The organism is Celeribacter sp. ULVN23_4 (genome assembly GCF_054788345.1).
The window spans coordinates 620,337-636,947 of the sequence record NZ_JBTVYO010000002.1 but is presented as its reverse complement, the minus strand read 5'-3'; the positions used below and the strand labels follow the sequence as shown (position 1 = coordinate 636,947).

16 protein-coding genes are annotated in these 16,611 nt (G+C 57.6%); 4 read left to right on the top strand and 12 right to left on the bottom strand.

Annotation, left to right across the window (positions count from 1 at the left end):
• Position 1 precedes the first annotated feature (1 nt).
• Positions 2-1,063 carry a phage portal protein gene (locus ACYBHZ_RS08430; RefSeq protein WP_460273813.1) on the top strand — a complete coding sequence of 354 codons (1,062 nt, stop codon included), beginning with the start codon at positions 2-4 and terminating at the stop codon, positions 1,061-1,063.
• Positions 1,064-1,192: 129 nt separating this feature from the next.
• Here the strand turns inward: ACYBHZ_RS08430 and ACYBHZ_RS08425 are convergent, their stop codons facing one another.
• From ACYBHZ_RS08425 to ACYBHZ_RS08405, 5 genes are all read right to left on the bottom strand, one after another.
• A complete protein-coding gene (locus ACYBHZ_RS08425; protein ID WP_460273812.1) occupies positions 1,193-1,417 on the bottom strand; it encodes a hypothetical protein in 225 nt (74 codons plus the stop codon).
• 2 nt (positions 1,418-1,419) lie between these two features.
• Positions 1,420-2,574 (bottom strand): AAA family ATPase, encoded by a 1,155-nt coding sequence (locus ACYBHZ_RS08420; protein ID WP_460273811.1) that lies wholly within the window; start codon positions 2,572-2,574, stop codon positions 1,420-1,422.
• Positions 2,571-2,999, bottom strand: coding sequence for a hypothetical protein (locus ACYBHZ_RS08415; protein ID WP_460273810.1), 429 nt, complete (start codon positions 2,997-2,999; stop codon positions 2,571-2,573). The genes ACYBHZ_RS08420 and ACYBHZ_RS08415 overlap by 4 nt, the downstream gene beginning before the upstream one ends.
• A gap of 64 nt (positions 3,000-3,063) precedes the next feature.
• Entirely contained in the window at positions 3,064-3,258 is a 195-nt protein-coding gene (locus tag ACYBHZ_RS08410; RefSeq protein WP_460273809.1) for a helix-turn-helix domain-containing protein, read from the bottom strand.
• A 254-nt stretch (positions 3,259-3,512) separates the two neighbouring features.
• The gene (locus ACYBHZ_RS08405; protein ID WP_460273808.1) at positions 3,513-4,826 is read right to left on the bottom strand and encodes a tyrosine-type recombinase/integrase; all 1,314 of its coding nucleotides are present in this window, start codon (positions 4,824-4,826) and stop codon (positions 3,513-3,515) included.
• 867 nt (positions 4,827-5,693) lie between these two features.
• On the opposite strand from ACYBHZ_RS08405, the gene ACYBHZ_RS08400 reads away from it, so the two are divergent.
• Positions 5,694-7,742: a Hint domain-containing protein gene (locus tag ACYBHZ_RS08400; RefSeq protein WP_460273807.1), complete on the top strand. Its 2,049-nt coding sequence runs from the start codon at positions 5,694-5,696 to the stop codon at positions 7,740-7,742.
• A gap of 504 nt (positions 7,743-8,246) precedes the next feature.
• Positions 8,247-8,891, top strand: coding sequence for a Hint domain-containing protein (locus tag ACYBHZ_RS08395; RefSeq protein WP_460273806.1), 645 nt, complete (start codon positions 8,247-8,249; stop codon positions 8,889-8,891).
• 47 nt (positions 8,892-8,938) lie between these two features.
• On the opposite strand, the gene ACYBHZ_RS08390 is transcribed toward ACYBHZ_RS08395, so the two are convergent.
• The 7 genes from ACYBHZ_RS08390 to ACYBHZ_RS08360 form a co-directional block, all read right to left on the bottom strand.
• Positions 8,939-9,526: a nucleotidyltransferase family protein gene (locus tag ACYBHZ_RS08390; RefSeq protein WP_460273805.1), complete on the bottom strand. Its 588-nt coding sequence runs from the start codon at positions 9,524-9,526 to the stop codon at positions 8,939-8,941.
• Between the two features lie 221 nt (positions 9,527-9,747).
• Positions 9,748-11,049 carry a branched-chain amino acid ABC transporter permease gene (locus tag ACYBHZ_RS08385; RefSeq protein WP_460273804.1) on the bottom strand — a complete coding sequence of 434 codons (1,302 nt, stop codon included), beginning with the start codon at positions 11,047-11,049 and terminating at the stop codon, positions 9,748-9,750.
• Positions 11,046-12,056 (bottom strand): branched-chain amino acid ABC transporter permease, encoded by a 1,011-nt coding sequence (locus ACYBHZ_RS08380; protein ID WP_460273803.1) that lies wholly within the window; start codon positions 12,054-12,056, stop codon positions 11,046-11,048. The genes ACYBHZ_RS08385 and ACYBHZ_RS08380 overlap by 4 nt, the downstream gene beginning before the upstream one ends.
• Complete coding sequence (locus ACYBHZ_RS08375; RefSeq protein ID WP_460273802.1) at positions 12,056-12,430, bottom strand: hypothetical protein; 375 nt, start codon at positions 12,428-12,430, stop codon at positions 12,056-12,058. Before ACYBHZ_RS08375 ends, ACYBHZ_RS08380 begins: the two co-directional genes overlap by 1 nt.
• Position 12,431: 1 nt before the next feature.
• Positions 12,432-13,139, bottom strand: coding sequence for an ABC transporter ATP-binding protein (locus ACYBHZ_RS08370; protein WP_460273801.1), 708 nt, complete (start codon positions 13,137-13,139; stop codon positions 12,432-12,434).
• Positions 13,136-13,921: an ABC transporter ATP-binding protein gene (locus ACYBHZ_RS08365; RefSeq protein ID WP_460273800.1), complete on the bottom strand. Its 786-nt coding sequence runs from the start codon at positions 13,919-13,921 to the stop codon at positions 13,136-13,138. The genes ACYBHZ_RS08370 and ACYBHZ_RS08365 overlap by 4 nt, the downstream gene beginning before the upstream one ends.
• A gap of 107 nt (positions 13,922-14,028) precedes the next feature.
• Positions 14,029-15,204 carry an ABC transporter substrate-binding protein gene (locus ACYBHZ_RS08360; RefSeq protein WP_460273799.1) on the bottom strand — a complete coding sequence of 392 codons (1,176 nt, stop codon included), beginning with the start codon at positions 15,202-15,204 and terminating at the stop codon, positions 14,029-14,031.
• 262 nt (positions 15,205-15,466) lie between these two features.
• Between ACYBHZ_RS08360 and ACYBHZ_RS08355 the strand changes: the two genes are divergently transcribed.
• Positions 15,467-16,552, top strand: coding sequence for a PQQ-dependent sugar dehydrogenase (locus ACYBHZ_RS08355; protein WP_460273798.1), 1,086 nt, complete (start codon positions 15,467-15,469; stop codon positions 16,550-16,552).
• The last annotated feature ends 59 nt before the right edge of the window (positions 16,553-16,611 follow it).

Genomic DNA, 16,611 nt, shown 5'->3' with positions numbered 1-16,611 from the left:
TATGTTTGGTTTTTTTAAGCGCAAGGAAGAAACCCGCTCCGCAGGTGGTGGATACACTCATGATCTTATGATGCACCGCGCGGCATACGTTGCGGGCCGAACCGGCGAAGGTGACCTGACTGCCACGGTTCAAACCTGTGTGGCGTTGTGGGAGGGCGGTCTGGGCATTGCCGATGTGGACGGCACCGACTTGATTGACGCACGTTCTCTAACGCTCGCTGGGCGCGCTCTGGCGTTGCGGGGTGAAGCTGTGTTCTTGATCCGAGAAACGGGGCTTGTGCCGGTGTCTGACTGGACGCTTTCCACCAAAGACGGCAAGCCCCGCGCGTACCGCGTCACAATCGCGGAAGCTGGCGGGTCTCGCACGGAAACGGTGCTGGCGGGCGAGGTTCTGCACTTCCGTATTGGCTCAGATGCGGCGGCACCGTGGCAGGGGACGTCACCGCTGCGTCGTGCCAGCTTGACGGCTGGAATGCTGCACAGTGTAGAAACCACGTTGGCCGAGGTGTATGAAAACGCGCCGATTGGTTCTCAAATCGTGCCATTCCCAGAAACGGCAGGGACAGACCTCGAAACTCTGGGGGCGGGCTTCCGGGGAAAACGTGGCCGCGTCCTTATGCGTGAATCTGTTCAGGTACAAGCGGCGGGTGGTCCAGCACCTGCGCAAGATTGGAAGCCACAATCGACCACGCCCGATCTGTCTGGCGTTGCTCCTGTGTCTTCTCTTGAGGCTGCACGGGCTTCGATCTGCGGTGTGTATGGTGTTTTGCCGTCCTTGATGGATACTGGCACCACGGGGCCGCTTGTGCGTGAGGCTCAACGCCACCTCGCTCAGTGGGGCCTTGCTCCTGTGGCTCAACTGATGGCGCAAGAGGCTACTGACAAACTTGGGACCCCTGTCACCATCGACGTTATGCGACCTCTCCAAGCGTTTGACGCTGGTGGCCGTGCTAGGGCAATGGGCCAGATCGTGGAAGCGATGGCGATGGCGAAAGAGGCTGGCGTTGATCTCGATAAAGCGGCGCAGATCGTTAATTTTGCGCCAGAGGGTGGCAGCATGTAAATTAAGGATGTGGCGGCGGGTTTTTGGTTTACACGGCCTGTTGTTTTACCGCCGCCACACTCTTTGTCAAATAGCGCACTCCGACCCCTCGCTGTCATGGCGGGGGGTTATTTTATTTGGGAAGGGGGGCTAGAAAAATCCAAAGGATGTTGGCTTTTCGCCCTTCGCAATCGCTTGTTCGTCAGAGATGGCCGCTTTAAGTGCCTCAATACGCCTTTGATGTGCAGCCAAGTCCTCAATCGTGGCAATCGTGTCTGAACTCTCACGCCATTCTGACGCGACTACGCGTCTCTCTGCGATTTGTGAGTTTAGAATTTTAGTAAGTGTCTGGATGTATTCGTTTTCGTCACTCATAATCATTTCTCCATAATTTTTGTGGAACGAGACGTTTCCACGTTGTGAATCTTACCCGCCGAGAACAGGTTTTCCATTGCTTTTTTGAACATTGCTTTTTTGATCCCTTCGCTGTTGGGGTGCTGGCTGAAAACGAGGGGAGCATAGGTCGAACCGCCGTTGGAGTTAACGTTGCGGCCCTGCTCTGTGAGTTGACGCAAGAGCGCCATGAAGACACGCTCCGCCTTTGCGGTGGCGGCTTGCCGGTCGAGTTGGCTCTCGCCTTGCTGGACCGCGAAAAAACCGTCAGTAAACCGGACGTCGAAACGACGCCCCGACTTTCCGTAATTGTTTTTCATGACCGTCAGGCGGCGGGCGTCGTAGTCCTCGATGTATCCGTCATCATTGGCAACAAACTCGAAATACAAACGCGACCGCACAGACCCGTTCCAAGCTGTCGAGCCACTGTCGCCACGGCCTGACGCCATGCCTGACTTGGAAGGGTGGGCCAGCATGACGATTGCGCAATCGTATGTAATGGCAAGCCGTTTCAGCATGTTAACAAACTGCCGCACCTTCGGGCGGTCGATCTCACTCGCCGGGTACATATCGGCGAGCGTGTCCAAAATTACGCACTTCGGCTTGTGCTGCTTTAGTGTCTCTTCTACGCGGTGATACAAAGGCGAGAAGTCAAGCGGCGCATGTGGGGATTTTTCAACCGCCATGAGGGCGTCTTCGCCCGCCAGTGAGCAAATCCGCAGGTTTGGCACATCGTCAAAGGTGGCGTTATTAGCGACAAGAATATCCGAAAGGCGAATGTGCATTTCGTCTAATTCGTCTTCGGCCCCTATATAGACCGCTCCGCCCCCGACGATGGGAACGCCAAGCCATGATTGCAACTCGCGCCCTTCGCGCAACGCCACGGCAACCGAAAGTTGCATAGCCAAAAGGCTTTTACCTGTCCCGCCGTCACCGTAGAGCAAGGTCACTTGGCGATCAGGTATCACGTCAGACACTACCCAATGGCGCTCCGGGATTGCCTTGCCCGCAAGATCGGCGGCGCTCATGGTCAGGGCAGGTGCGTCCTGCGCCTGACCCTTCGTTCCATAGATGAAATCCGAGGCGAACGCGTCGATTGCCGTTTGGGTGGCGGCGGGGCCAAAGTTAATAACTCTCATCGCCACGTTGCCTCGCACGTCAGGTCGAGGACGTGTGGGACGTAGTTCGCATGGCTGATCTGCCGCCATACATCCCACTCCATCTCGTCTTCCGGCTCGCGGTCGTAATCAAGCAACTCAGCCAGGTATGTCCGTAGCCGGTAATTTTCGCGCCACTTGGACGGGCGACCTTGCGGATTTTGACGCCATTGCGCTAGCGCTTCGTCGCGGTCTCGGATGTGATCCGCAGCGGTCCCGCCGAGGCAATATTGATGCTCCCCGTCGTGGAAAAAGGAACGCAGAATTGCAAGCGCTTCGTCCTCATACGCGCCGTCCCACGATGCGCGCCGGTCGATCAGCACATCGCACAGTTGCTCGAAAGCAGGGTGGAGTTTGTACACCTCACGCGGCGGCAAGGAGCCGGTGCGACTGATGAATTTGCGCAAGGTGTCCGCTCACGCGATCCGATGGTCAGCGAGGTTCATTCGCGTTTTTTGTAATGTCATGTGATCAGGCTCCGATCACCGCCGCGATGTCTGTCGCGCGATAGCGGACGGATCGCCCGACTTTGATGAACGGGAGGCCCTGTTTGAGCCAGCGGTCGCGTTCGAGTGTTTTGGGCGAGATGCGGAGATAGTCCGCTACCTCATCCTGCGTTAGGAGGGCAGGGAGGGTGACTGGCGTATTTGAAAAAGAATTGGACATATAATTCCGTTTCCTCTAATATGTCCTCAACGCGAATTTCCACATTCGTTGAGGCCGGTTTGAATTTGGGTGCGTCAACACCCGGTTCGACGGCCTTTTTATTTGCCGTGGTTCTATCTTACACTAGCGACTATGGTCGGCGCAAAGAGACTAGAAGTCCTTCAAATCCCATAAAACAAGGGGTTTGCGAATATGTGCGCTTTTGAAATCGACTTGTGCGATTTTGATAAATCGCGTTTTTCGCTGTTTTGTGTTCATGAAATCCGAATCAGCGCGAATCGTTCGATTGCTTCCATGGCGCGGCGCATTTCCGCGTGGCCGATCTGGATATAACCTTCTGTGACGTCACCAGTGGCTGCGTGGTTTGCGAGGCGCTTCGCCATCGTCAGGGAGAACCCGCACCCCTCCGTCGCCATTGTGATAAATGTGCGGCGCAAGTCATGCGCTGAAATTTGAAACCCGGTTGCCTCCGTCATGCGGGCAAGGGCCGATCTCATATCTTCCTGCAATTTGCCGTCCTTGTCGCTAAACACCGCGTCACCACTGAATGCCGCTTGCGACTTGAGAATTTTCACCAGTTTAGGCCCGATGGGGAGTATGTGATCCGTGCCGTTCTTCGTGTTGCGGAACGTCACTGTGCCAGTGTGTAAATCCACGTCAGACCATAGCAAAGGCGCATAACCGTCCTTTTCATTGCCCATAGCCTCGGCGTGACGGCATCCCGTCAATAGCATGAACAGGAGCGCAGTGCGGTGCTGACGCTCCCATTTCAGGCCGATCAGGGCGGTGCTGAGTGTCTCGACCCATTCGGGGACGTCTGCGGGCGCTATGTGGTTCTTGCGGCGTTTTGGCGCTTGCCACTTTGCCGCGCGTGAGAGGCGATCCACGGGGTTGCGCGCCAGAATGGGGTCGTCGTCGTCATGGTCCGTGTTGATGTGGTTTAAGGCGGCGCGGAGATAGCGCATTGCCAGTGCGGCTTGTGCGGGGGAGGTGGCGGCAATTTCGTCGTATTTCTTCACCACCATATCGCCCGTGATCGAGGTGACGGGTTTGTTCATCCATTTGGCAAACCGTTTCTCGGCCTTCTCAATGTCTCGGATCGTCTGGGGCTTCTTTGGTTCGCCACGCCCGTTGCCGCCGCGTTTGGGGGCCTTCTTATACGCAGTGAAAGCGTCAGACAGGGACATGCCACGGGCGTTGGCTTTCTGCTTCTCCGCGACCGGATCAACACCAGCCGCGAATGAGGCCACCATACCAAGAGCCATTTTCCGGGCGGCATCTGGTGCCACATCCTCTGCGCGGCAGATCGTGACTCGCCGCTCTTTGGTTCCCGCGCGTCTCTGCAATATATAAGACTTGGCACCCCCAGCGCTGATCCTCACCCCGAACCCACGCAACTCGGTGTCCCACACAATCACCTGTTTGCCGCTTATGGGCTGCAAGTTGGCGATTGCCGCTTTCGTCAGTTTGAGTTTTTCGGCCATTTCAGTGTTCCGTGTAAGCGCTGTGTAAGCAATGTAAGCAGAAACCCATAGAACCAACGGGGGATTAACTGCCGTGTAAGTCATTATATAGGCTGAATATTGTGTGCTTACAAGAAGACCTTAGAACCCCCTAAAAGCCGCATGATGGGGATTCAAAATCCCCCGGCTTTGCGGCCTTGCCGGTTCGAGTCCGGCCACGGGTACCATTTCCCAAAATTTTGAAAAACGCCCAGTCGCGTTGTGTCGTTCGGACACCTGATCTGGGGGCTGTCCTCTGGTGTTCGATTCGTGATCGGATGACTCAATTGTTGACGTGTCCGGGTAAATAGTGCCGATAATGGCCTATTGGTTCCTTGCAGTGGAGATGGTCAATAAAATGCCACATTCTGACCGTCTTTTGGGCGCTCAATTCGGCATGTTTTTATCTTCAAGGTTAACCTGTCTAGGGTTGGTCGAATTGTGTTTTTTAATGACATTAAGTATCAGTAAATAAATATATAAATACACATTTAGAAGGGTTTCGTTGAGCGATGTATCCCTCTCGAAAACGGGTTTCGAAAATGTGTTCAACTTTCGGTGCGCCATATTTGAGCACATTTTTGCCATTTTCCCTGTTTCCACGGCGCTCTTTTGGAATATCCAGAAGGGGCCCGGTTGGGACGCAGGAAGGCCATGGGGGTGGCCGCGCGCGTGGTATTCGTATCGAGAATATCGATCAGTGTGACTGATGTGGAAAATGGGTTGGGGTGAACCAATCTGCTGCTTGAGGTGATGCAACGTCGATCACCGTGACGGATCGTCATGGTGAAGGCTGTTTCTGGTCGTGTCTTTTCCATGACGATGTACGCGCGCTGACGCGTGGAGTGGGTTGGCCCCGGTCTGTTCCGGGCGCAACCATTGTGTGACGAGGAAACTGCTCCGGCGGAGCAGGCTGGAGAGAAGAGAGAGACAATGAGGGATAGAACTTCGGGCAAGCATTGCGAACCAACCAATCCGACCAGAGATGGTATTGTCGAGGGCACAACTGGCAACGATTACATCGACGTTGATTACACCGGTGATCCGGATGGCGATATGGTCGACAGCGCCGACGGTCTGAACGACATCATCAAAGCGGGCGGCGGCGATGATACGGTTCTTGCGGGCGAAGGAAATGACACCGTCTATGGCGAGGCGGGGGACGATACGCTGCAAGGCGATGCTGGCACGAACTATCTGTCGGGCGGCACGGGCGATGACACTTTCATCGGCGGTGCGGGCGCGGATACGTTCAACGGCGGCGCGGGTCAGGACAATATCGACTATTCCAATTCTGCCGCTGCGGTGAGCGTCAATCTCGCGACCGGGGTTCTCTCCGGCGGTGATGCTGACAATGACACGATCGAGGGCGGCATCGACGGTGTGATTGGCTCCGAATATGACGATACATTGGTTGGTTTCGACGGTCAGGGCACGGATGCCTCCGACACATATACCAACGAGTTTTGGGGGATGGGCGGCGATGACACCATCCTTGGCGCTGGCGGCGCAGATTATCTCGATGGCGGCGATGGTCAGGATTATATCGAAGGCGGCGACGGCGATGACATTATCATCGGCGGCGAAGACGGCACGCCGGATCGCGGCTATGGCCCGTATCTCGCGGATGACGCAGACCCCGACAATGACAAGGACACGCTCTACGGCGGCGCTGGCGATGACATCATCTATGGCGGCGACGATGACGACTATATCGATGGCGGCGCGGATGACGATTACATCGATGGTGGCTATGACGACGATACGATCCTTGGGGGCGACGGTGATGACACGATCATCGGCGGCGAAGGCTCTGACACGATCGACGGCGGCGACGGAGATGACACCATCTATGGCGGTCTCAACCCGGCTTACCCGGACAGCCTCAACATCCCCGACGACGAGAACGACTACGAGGTCGAAAACGGCCAAGACGTCATCGACGGCGGCGCTGGCAATGACACGATTTACGGTCAGGACGATGACGATCTGATCTATGGCGGCGACGGCAACGATTATATCGACGGCGGTATCGATGACGATACAATCTACGCGGGCGCGGGGACCGATACGGTCTATGGCGGTGAAGATGACGACACCATCTACGGCGGAGGAGACAATGACGTCCTGAATGGTGGCGACGATCAGGACACGATCTATGTGACCTTCACGGATGTGACCTCCGGCGTCTACAACACCACCGTTCAAGGTGGCGATGGCGGGGTCGATTGGGACACGCTCGATCTGTCCGAGCTGATGGCGGACGGCTGGGTCATCACCAACCATGTTCAGAACCCGGACAGCGACGGCAATGGCTACGATGGTCAGATCCAGCTCTACAATGCCGGGACCGATGAATATGCCAATATCAACTACAGCAACATCGAGGAAATCGTTCCCTGCTTCACGCCCGGTACGCTGATCGCGACGCCGCGTGGGGAGATGTTGGTGGAAGAACTTAAGGTTGGCGATCGAGTCATCACCCGTGACAACGGCATTCAGCAAATTCGCTGGATCGGGCGCAAGACCTTGTCTGCCGCTGATCTTAAGGCGCGACCTGAGCTGAACCCGGTGCTTATTCGCCAAGGGGCGCTTGGTGCGGGACTGCCGGAGCGGGACATGCTTGTGTCGCCGAACCACCGGATGTTGATCGTGAACGAGAGAACCTCGCTCCTGTTCGAAGAGCATGAGGTTCTGGCGGCTGCGAAACACCTGACCAAGATGGATGGGGTGGACAAGGTCGAAGCCTCTCGTCTGACCTATATCCACATCATGTTTGATCGGCATGAAGTCGTTCTGTCGGACGGGACTTGGTCGGAAAGCTTCCAGCCCGGAGATTACACCCTTGCGGGCATTGGCGACGAAGCGCGTGCGGAACTCTTTGCACTCTTCCCGGAGTTGGAAGAGGTGTCGAGCCGTGGGGCTTTTGGCGCGGCGCGCAGGATTCTCCGCAAGCATGAAGCGGAGATTCTCGTGTCCTGATTTTTGGGGCGCGATGCGATTGTCCGGGACCCCGCGAGTCGGGGTTCCTGTTCTCAAACGGAAACAAACTATCAAAGATTTATTAAAAGTTTCCGCGAGCGAAACTAAGATCGCTGAGAGCGTAAAATTTAAGCAGTTTTTTTGTGCGCGGCTCTCGGGATGATTCTTCGCCAATGACGTGTAATTCTTCGCAAGATGCAAATAGATTTAGGTTTTATTGGCGTTTTTATTAACAAAAGCGCCAATAGGCAGTCATTGGCTCCTGAAAGAAGTCTAAAAATGGGGCCGATGAAAGAGGCGCTGATTTCTGTCGTCAGGGTGTCGAAAATGGGGCAAAAATGTGTCTATGCAGATAGCCACCGCTCGTTTACTCTAAGTCAAGCACTTCAAAGTGCAGAAAAAACAGGATCCTAGGGTGGGCAGTTCCGAAGGGATCGTTTTCCAAAATCAACGATTAGGCTCTTTCCGCCAACGGCAGGGGCAAGGTAACGCATAGGGACTGCTATGACGGGTTCACGCCACCATCATCATCCGAGACCTCCGAAGCATGACGATCATTGTATCTGCTTCACGCCGGGCTCCTTGATCGCGACTGTACGCGGCGAAGTTGCCGTCGAAAGCCTGCAGGAAGGGGATCAGATCTTCACCCGCGACAACGGTTCGCAATCGATTGTCTGGACTGGTCGCAAAGAGCTTACGGTCGAACAGGTTGAACGCAAAACCGACCTGATCCCGGTGATGATCGCGAAAGGTGCGCTTGGCAATGGTTTGCCGGAACGTGACCTGATGGTGTCGCCGCAGCACCGGGTTCTTCTGACCTCTGATCGTGCCGCACTCTATTTCGAAGACCGCGAAGTTCTGACCGCCGCGAAACATCTGGTTGGTCTGCCGGGCATCACACGTCCCGCGCTGTCTGCCGTCACCTATATTCACTTCATGTGCGAGAATCATGAGGTTGTCCTGTCGAACGGCGCTTGGACGGAGACGTTCCAGCCGGGCAATTCATCGCTTGGTGCGTTGGAAGCCGGACAGCGGACAGAGATTTTCACGCTTTTCCCTGAGCTGGAAACGCAGAGCGGGCTGAAAGCCTATACGTCCGCGCGCAAGACACTGAAAAAACACGAGGCGCAGCTTTTGCTCGCCGACTAAATATTGCTGGAAGTGGGGGGTAAAGAGGCGGACTGAGTGCCGCCTTTTTACATTTGCCGCCAGTCTTCGGGCGTATTCACATGCCAACACGGGGCGTCCGACGCTATCTGCACCCGCTTCTCGCCATGGCGTTCGAGCAAGCTTTGAATGCCTTGCTCCCCGGTCAAAGTTTCGAAATCGGGCAAGACCGCTGCCGGGAAGATGACCGGATAGCCCATCCGCCCGTTCTGACATTGCGCGCGCACAATTCGGGAGCCGTCGAAGGTTTCGAACAGGATCACCAAAGTTTCGAGATGCGTGGCTGTGATGAACGGCATATCGGCCATGAGAATGGCGAGCCCGTCATAATGCGCCTCAATGGCATGCCGGGCCAGTGCCTTCAGTGTCGTGGCCACGCCTTCGGCGGCATTTTTAACAATGAGGACCGGATCATGTGGTCGCAGAAGCTCGCGGCGCGCGCGGTGGTAGGGGTGAGTTTCCGGCGGAAGTGCGACGATGAAATCCGTGCCACGGGCCGCAGAGACGGCGCGGCTCAGTAACGTATCGGGAGAATGCAGAGAGGGGGCGGTCGACAGTTTGTCGAAGCCCATGCGTTCAGACTGTCCTGCGGCACAGATGCCAGTGAGCAATTTCACGTAGAGGCCTCGCTTGAAATCGATTTACGGGCGAAACGGGCCCATCACTTCTTACGACATGCCGAGAGGATAGGGGCTGAGAGGCGCTTTGCGGAGATATTTTTCAGCAAAGCCCCATCTCGCGATTGCGCGCAGGCAGGCGCTGTTTTTTTAAGCAAGCCCCAGCCGATTATCGTCTCGGTTGGGGCTTGCAGGATTTGGGTTCTGAAAAGGTCAGAGCGTTATTTCTCAGGCAGAAGCCCGCGCGGTGAGAACCGCAGAACGACCAGAAGGATGATGCCCATGGTCAGATAACGCATATAGGCGACACGTTCGATCAACCCGGCCTTGAGCGCAGAGCCATCTTCCATCCCGGAGGTTAGAAGTCCCACGATCCAGCCGCCGATGGGTTCGACCTCGACCCAAAGGAACCAGATCAGCATGCCGCCGAGCACGGCACCCCAGTTGTTGCCCGAACCGCCGACGATCACCATGACCCAGACAAGGAAGGTGTAGCGCAGCGGTTGATAGGTTGTGGGGGTGAGCTGGCCATCGAGCGTCGTCATCATGGCACCGGCAAAGCCGATAATCGCGGCACCGAGGACGAAGATTTGCAGGTGACGCCCGGTGACATTCTTGCCCATGGCTTCGGCTGCGGTTTCATTGTCGCGAATGGCGCGCATCATCCGGCCCCAGGGGCTTTTGAGCGCAAGCTCCATCGCCAGAACGATCACCACGATGACGGCGAGGAAGAACCCGGCGTAGAGCAGTTTGACGAAGACGGAGGAACCCGTGACCGGGTCCATACCGATCTTGTCCATCAGATTTAGGAACCAGTCTGCCTGTTGCAGGTCGATCTCATAGGGCACCGGACGGGGCAGGCCGTTGACGTTTTTCACGCCGCGGGACAGCCAGTCCTCGTTTTTCATGATGGCGACGATGATCTCTGCAATCCCGAGGGTCGCGATGGCGAGATAGTCGGAGCGAAGACCGAGCGCGGTTTTGGCCACCAGCCAAGCCGCCCCGGCCGCGAGCAATGCGCCGACAGGCCAAGCCAGAATGACCGGAAGACCGAGGCCGCCGAGATAACCGGAGACCGCCGGGTTGACCGCCTCAATAGCGGCAACGGCCGGATCGAACAGAGAGCGGAAAGCCCAGAGGCCAACGATCAGGATCGCTGCGATGACAAGACCACGGATGCGTCCTTTGGGCAGGCGTGGGAAAGCGAGCGCCGCGATCACGATGGTGGCTGCTCCCACGGCAAGCGCGAGAAACACACGGCCACCACCGGCGGCCCATGCGGCGGGGACAGGGGCCATGGAGGTCAGCACGACAGCGAGACCGCCAAGCGCGACAAAGCCCATGACGCCGGTGTTGAACAACCCGGCATAGCCCCATTGCAGGTTCACGCCGAGCGCCATGATCGCAGAGATCAGACCCATGTTGAGAATGGACAGGGCCGAGTTCCACGACTGAAGAAAACCAACGCCCAGAATGAGCAGGGCCATGGCGGCGAAATAAAGAGGAGCGCGGTGCCGGGTCATATGTTTTGCCCCTTGAACAGGCCGGTCGGTTTGAAGATCAGCACGATGATGAGGATCGAGAAGGACACGGCGTATTTGTAATCGGTGGACAGCAGTTGCACCAATCCGTCAGGCGCCCAGCTATCTGGCCCGAGATAGGTCACGACTTTCTTGAACGCGTAGGTCAGCGTCACTTCGGAGAAGGCGATGACAAACCCGCCCGCAATGGCGCCCAGCGGATTGCCAATGCCGCCAACAATGGCTGCGGCGAAGACCGGCAGCAGGAGTTGCTGGAAGATGAAGGGTTTGAACGACTTGTCGAGGCCGTAGAGCGCCCCGGCGATGGTGGCGAGCGCCCCGACCAAAATCCAGGTGATCGTAACCACGCGTTCGGGGTTGATGCCGGACAGGAGCGCCAAATCTTCGTTGTCCGAATAGGCGCGCATCGATTTGCCGGTGCGGGTCTTGTTCAGGAACCAAAAGAGCGCCGCCACGGTGATCATTGCGACGACCACGGTGATGACCTGCGTCGTTTTGATCGCGAGACCTTCGGAGAGGCCCGTCATGGTTTTGAAATCCCGCGCGGAGATGACGAAACGCGCACCATCTGAGAACCGCCGATCCTCCGTGCCAACGATCATCCGAACCAGCCCGTTCATCGTGAACATGACGCCGGTGGAGACGATTACGAGCATGACCGGGGCGGCTTTGACCTTGCGGTAGAACTTATAGACCACCTTGTCCGTCGCCAGAAGCAAAAGCGCCGTGGCGATGATGCCGAAGGGCAGGGCGAGCAGTGCTGTTGGCAGGACGCCGAGCGAGATGCCCCAGCTTTTAAACAGGCCTGTGACCAAAACGACGACCATCGCCCCAAAGGACATGGTCTCGCCATGGGCAAAGTTGGAAAAGCGCAGGACGCCGTAGATCAGGGTGACGCCAAGCGCCCCGAGCGCAAGCTGTGCGCCATAGGCTGTGGCCGGCACCACGACGAAATTGGTAAACGCAACCAGTGCGTTGAGAAGATCCATCAGATAACCTCCTGACAGACGCCGCCAAAGGGGAGCATTTCGATCCCCGGCGTTGGGTCTTGGGTCATTACATCGATATAGCCGGTCATCACACCGTCATCGCGCAAATCCCAGTACGCCTTGCTGTCGCTGTGCTGATAGCGGTGGGTGTTGGTCGTCTCCGCCGTCGTTTCGAACAGGCAGGTGCTGTCATGAGCACCTTCTTCGCGCAGATACCGCGCGCAGCTGACGCCGTCGCCTTGTTCGAGATCGAACCGCCACGGCGCGCCGCCGCCCTGCACGATGACCGAACAGGTCTCCACGGCGAGGACCGGGGCAGGCAGAACAGCGATCAGAAGTGCGGCGAGGGTCTTTTTCGGAAAGGACAGTCGCATATCAGCCCCCCAAGAACGTGCGGCGGACTTCGGGATCAGCCAGAAGATTGGCCCCCGTGTCGGTATAGGCATTCGCGCCTTGGACAAGCACATAGCCCTTATCCGCGATCTCAAGCGCCTGACGGGCGTTCTGTTCCACCATGAGAATGGAAATGCCAGTCTTGGCAACCTCGATGATCCGGTCGAACAGCTCGTCCATAACGATGGGCGACACGCCTGCGGTCGGCTCATCAAGCATCAAAAGCTTCGGCTGGGTCATCAGAGCGCGGCCGACGGCAACCTGCTGGCGCTGACCGCCGGACAATTCGCCCGCGTTCTGATCGCGCTTCTCATAGACTGCCGGGAAGAGCTCATAGACCTGTTCGATGGTCTGCTCATAATCGTCTTCACGGATGAAAGCGCCCATCTCAAGATTCTCGCGGACCGTCATGGTCGGGAAAATATTGTGGGTCTGGGGCACGAATCCCATGCCCTTGCGGACACGTTCTTGCGGGCTGAGCCCGGTGATGTCTTCGCCGTCGAGATGCACATGCCCATCGCGCAGGTTCAGCATCCCGAAGACGGCCTTCATCGCGGTCGATTTGCCCGCGCCGTTGGGGCCGACGATCACAGCGATCTCGCCCTTTTGCACCGTCAGCGTACAGCCGTGCAGGATGTCCGCACCATTGCCGTAGCCGCCGCGCATTTCGTTTGCGTGGAGGAAAGTCATTCGGCCTCCTCCGTTTTCTTGTTCTTCACGCCGGTGCCGAGATAGGCCTCGATCACCGCCTCGTTCTGCATGATCTCATCGGCGGAGCCGGTCGCCATGACCTGACCCTGCGCCATGACGATCACCGGGTCGCAAAGCTGTTTGATGAAGTCCATGTCGTGCTCGATCATACAGAAAGTATAGCCGCGCTCGACGTTGAGACGTTTGATCGCGTCGCCGATCGTATAGAGCAGCGTGCGGTTTACGCCCGCGCCGACCTCATCGAGGAACACGATTTTCGCGTCCACCATCATGGTGCGGCCCAGCTCCAGTAGCTTTTTCTGGCCACCGGAAACCTCGCCCGCTTTCAGATCCGCGATATGAGAAATCGTCAGGAACTCCAAGACCTCGTCGGCCTTCGCGCGCAGCGCGCGTTCCTCGTCGGCAATCCGTTTGCGTCCGAACCATGTGTTCCAAAGCGTCTCGCCCGACTGACCCGCGGGCACCATCATCAGGTTCTCGCGGCAGGTCATCGAGCCGAATTCATGCGCGATCTGGAAGGTGCGCAGAATGCCTTTGTGGAACAGCTCGTGCGGCTTGAGGCCCGTGATGTCCTCGCCGTTGAACAAGACCTGTCCAGAGGTCGGGGTCAGAACCCCGGCAATGCAGTTGAAGAGCGACGTTTTCCCCGCGCCGTTGGGGCCGATCAGCCCCGTGATGGACCCTTGCTCAAGCGTGAGCGAAGCGCCGTCCACCGCGCGAAAACCGCCGAAATGCATGTGCAGATCACGCACTTCGATCATGTATGTATGTCCCGTGTCTGTTCCGACGTCTTGGCAAGCGGGCCGGATAATAAATGTAGCCCGGGACGTCAAACGCCCCGGGCCGGTGTCGTCTGTGACGCCGCCTCTTAGCGGATGTCAACGGTCTCGAAAGCGCCGTCGGTCACGGTGTAGTAGCGGTAGGAGCCAGCAGCTTCGCCCGGTCCGATCAGCTCGACATTGGTTGCGCCGACGTAGTCGATGTCGCCACCTTCCGCGAGGATTTTCAGAGCTTTGTCCAACTCGCCCGGCAGGATCGGCTCGCCCGGAGCGTTGGCAACGTCGAGGACGTTGGCCGCGACGGCTTCTTTCGTGGCTTCGCCACCCTTGGCCATTGCGAGCGCGATCAGAGCGCCAGCATCATAGGATTCACGCGTGTAAGCGGATTGCACGTTGATGCCGGCAGATTCGCCCAGCGCGTTGAACGCGTCGGTGCCTTCGCCTTCGGCCCAGGGCACGATGCCCATGGAACCTTCGACCAGATCACCGAGATCGGCGATCAGGCTGTCACCATACATGCCATCGCCCATCAGGTAGGTGTCGAATGCGCCGGTGTCTGCAGAGGCTTGGATGATGCCTTTGCCGCCTTGATCGACATAGCCCAGAACGACCAGAACTTCGCCGCCAGCGGAGGCCAGAGCGGCGATCTCTGCGGAGTAGTCGGCTTTGCCGTCTTCGTGCGAGGCGTTGATGGTGATTTCACCGTCGAAGGACGCGGCGAAGGCGTCAGAGAGGCCTTTGCCGTAGTCGGAGTTGGTGTAGGTCACTGCAACAGATTTGATACCTTTTTCTTCAAGCACATCTGCGAGGATTTCACCCTGACGGGCATCCGACGGCGAGGTGCGGAAGAACAGGCCGTTGTCTTCGACGGTGGAGAGGCCCGGGGAGGTTGCAGACGGCGAGATCATCACGACACCGTTTGGCACGGCCACGTTCGACAGAACCGCGCCGGTGACGCCGGAACAGTCAGCGCCCATGATCGCGACGACACCGTCAGCGGTGATCAGACGCTCGGCAGCCGCAGAGGCCGCGGCGGCGTCGATACAGGTGCTGTCTGCCCGCATCGGGGTGATGGTGCTGCCACCGAGGAAAGTACCGCTTTCGGAAACTTCCTTGAAGGCGAGTTCCGCGCTTGCCGCCATGTCGGGGGTCAGCGATTCAATCGGGCCGGTGAAGCCGAGGATGACGCCCACTTTGACGTCTTCGGCAAATGCGGCGCCAGACAAAAGAGTGGCGGCGGTGGAAGCCAGAAGCAGCTTTTTCATACGAGAATTCTCCCTGTTTTGTATCTTGTTCTGTGGCCGGAGCGTAGACGGGCTTTGACTGGATGGAAAGATATGCCGTTCCGTTCTTTGTACGTCTTTGGTGCATTTGCTCAAAATCTGACAATCCCGCGCGATTTGATGGCGTGATCCTCCCGTCTCGCCTGTGCATTTCCGCCGACATGTGAGGCGACTCAGTTTCGGCGTTGATCGTTGAGGGCTACGCCTTACCTTTTGTATGTCTTGTTCTTACGCCGGGGGTGCCATGTTTCGTATCGTTTTCTGTCTTCTGCTTTTCGCTCTGCCGATGCCGGGAGGGGCAAAGGAACGTATGGCTGGCACACGAAGCGTTGAGGTGTCGCCCGTCGTCACCGGGCTCTCTGCACCTTGGGCGATTGAATTTCTCCCGGATGGGGGCGTTCTTATCACCGAAGTCGATGGGCGGCTTCTCTTGTTGAAAGATGGGGAACTGAAGACTGTGTCCGGCGTGCCAAAGGTCTGGGACAACGGGCAGGGCGGTTTGCTTGACGTCATGGTCCCCCGCGATTTTGCCACAAGTCGCGAGATTTTCCTGAGCTATTCCAAACCGATGCGGGGCGGGGCCGGAACGGCGCTCGGGGTTGGGCGGCTGATCGAGGGGCGGCTCGAAGGTTTTCACGATCTTTTCGCGATGAAATCCGGCAGCCGGAAAGGGCAGCATTTTGGCGCGCGGATTGTGGAGGCCCCTGACGGAACGCTGTTCCTCACGGTTGGCGAGCGCGGGGAGCGATCCGCCGCACAGGATCTGAGCCGGGCGAACGGCTCCGTGCTTCGCCTCAATCGGGACGGGACCGTGCCGAGCGACAATGCTTTCATTGGGCGGGACGGCGTGCTCCTGATGATTTGGTCCTATGGGCACCGCAATCCACAAGGCGCGGCGTTGGATGCGGAGGGTCGGCTTTGGGTCAATGAACATGGGCCGCAGGGCGGAGATGAGATCAACCGCGTGATAAAGGGCGGCAATTTTGGTTGGCCGCTCACCACCTATGGCGAGAATTACGGCGGCGGACGTTTCGCACCGACCGCTCTTGAGGGCACCGAGCCGCCCGCTCATCAATGGACCCCATCCATCGCGCCCTCCGGCTATGCGATCTATTCCGGGGCGTTGTTTCCGGATCTGAAAGGGGCGCACCTGATTGGCTCTCTCAAGTTCGACTATATTTCTGTCATGACACCTGATTTGAACCGGGAAACCCTATGGCAATGGCCCGAAACCGGACGGGTTCGCGATGTGGTCGAAGCGCCTGATGGCGCGATCTGGTTCCTTTCTGTCATTGATGGTGCGGCTTACCGCATTGCGCCAATACCGTGATCCGCGCATGAAATGGGCATTTGCTCTCGATTTGCGCGACATTTTCCAACTGTTTTGGG

Excerpts from the sequence above, each read along its gene's own strand:
- ACYBHZ_RS08430 (WP_460273813.1), top strand. The coding sequence starts at position 2 with ATGTTTGGTTTTTTTAAGCGCAAGGAAGAAACCCGCTCCGCAGGTGGT.
- ACYBHZ_RS08425 (WP_460273812.1), bottom strand. The coding sequence starts at position 1,417 with ATGAGTGACGAAAACGAATACATCCAGACACTTACTAAAATTCTAAAC.
- ACYBHZ_RS08420 (WP_460273811.1), bottom strand. The coding sequence starts at position 2,574 with ATGAGAGTTATTAACTTTGGCCCCGCCGCCACCCAAACGGCAATCGAC.
- ACYBHZ_RS08410 (WP_460273809.1), bottom strand. The coding sequence starts at position 3,258 with ATGTCCAATTCTTTTTCAAATACGCCAGTCACCCTCCCTGCCCTCCTA.
- ACYBHZ_RS08405 (WP_460273808.1), bottom strand. The coding sequence starts at position 4,826 with ATGACTTACACGGCAGTTAATCCCCCGTTGGTTCTATGGGTTTCTGCT.
- ACYBHZ_RS08400 (WP_460273807.1), top strand. The coding sequence starts at position 5,694 with ATGAGGGATAGAACTTCGGGCAAGCATTGCGAACCAACCAATCCGACC.
- ACYBHZ_RS08395 (WP_460273806.1), top strand. The coding sequence starts at position 8,247 with ATGACGGGTTCACGCCACCATCATCATCCGAGACCTCCGAAGCATGAC.
- ACYBHZ_RS08385 (WP_460273804.1), bottom strand. The coding sequence starts at position 11,049 with ATGACCCGGCACCGCGCTCCTCTTTATTTCGCCGCCATGGCCCTGCTC.
- ACYBHZ_RS08380 (WP_460273803.1), bottom strand. The coding sequence starts at position 12,056 with ATGGATCTTCTCAACGCACTGGTTGCGTTTACCAATTTCGTCGTGGTG.
- ACYBHZ_RS08375 (WP_460273802.1), bottom strand. The coding sequence starts at position 12,430 with ATGCGACTGTCCTTTCCGAAAAAGACCCTCGCCGCACTTCTGATCGCT.
- ACYBHZ_RS08370 (WP_460273801.1), bottom strand. The coding sequence starts at position 13,139 with ATGACTTTCCTCCACGCAAACGAAATGCGCGGCGGCTACGGCAATGGT.
- ACYBHZ_RS08365 (WP_460273800.1), bottom strand. The coding sequence starts at position 13,921 with ATGATCGAAGTGCGTGATCTGCACATGCATTTCGGCGGTTTTCGCGCG.
- ACYBHZ_RS08360 (WP_460273799.1), bottom strand. The coding sequence starts at position 15,204 with ATGAAAAAGCTGCTTCTGGCTTCCACCGCCGCCACTCTTTTGTCTGGC.
- ACYBHZ_RS08355 (WP_460273798.1), top strand. The coding sequence starts at position 15,467 with ATGTTTCGTATCGTTTTCTGTCTTCTGCTTTTCGCTCTGCCGATGCCG.